The sequence below is a fragment of the Citrobacter sp. R4 genome (assembly GCF_026719175.1).
In the GTDB taxonomy this organism is placed as follows: domain Bacteria; phylum Pseudomonadota; class Gammaproteobacteria; order Enterobacterales; family Enterobacteriaceae; genus Citrobacter_A; species Citrobacter_A sedlakii.
This window is the reverse complement of record NZ_JAPPSU010000067.1, coordinates 1-306: the sequence shown is the minus strand read 5'-3', so window position 1 is coordinate 306 and position 306 is coordinate 1. Positions and strand designations below refer to the sequence as shown.

The window sequence follows — 306 nt, the reverse complement described above, 5'->3', positions numbered from 1 at the left end:
GCTAAATTTATCCGCGCCCAGACACTCCTCCTGCTGGAAAGAATTGACCTGCTCGACTTCGATGACGAAGCGACAGACTGCGAACAGCTGCATGAGCAGGCCGAAGCGCTTTACCGGAAGCTCAGCGCCCGACTGGAATCAGACATAACGGCTTAGCCTTTCCGTCGCCTGCATCATGGCATCCACATCATCTTTTGAGAGATCTTCATCCTCCAGTCGTCGCTCAAGGATGAACGGACACGGAATTTATTACGGGTCGTGAGGCACTCAGTATGAAAGAAAAATGCAGACAATACAGACTGGAAC

General features: G+C 51.3%; 1 protein-coding gene. It reads left to right on the top strand.

The genetic code is table 11. From position 1 onward, the window contains the following. The first annotated feature begins 9 nt into the window (after positions 1–9). Complete coding sequence (locus tag OOJ60_RS24620) at positions 10–156, top strand: Rop family plasmid primer RNA-binding protein (protein ID WP_407057105.1); 147 nt, start codon at positions 10–12, stop codon at positions 154–156. Positions 157–306: the final 150 nt, after the last annotated feature.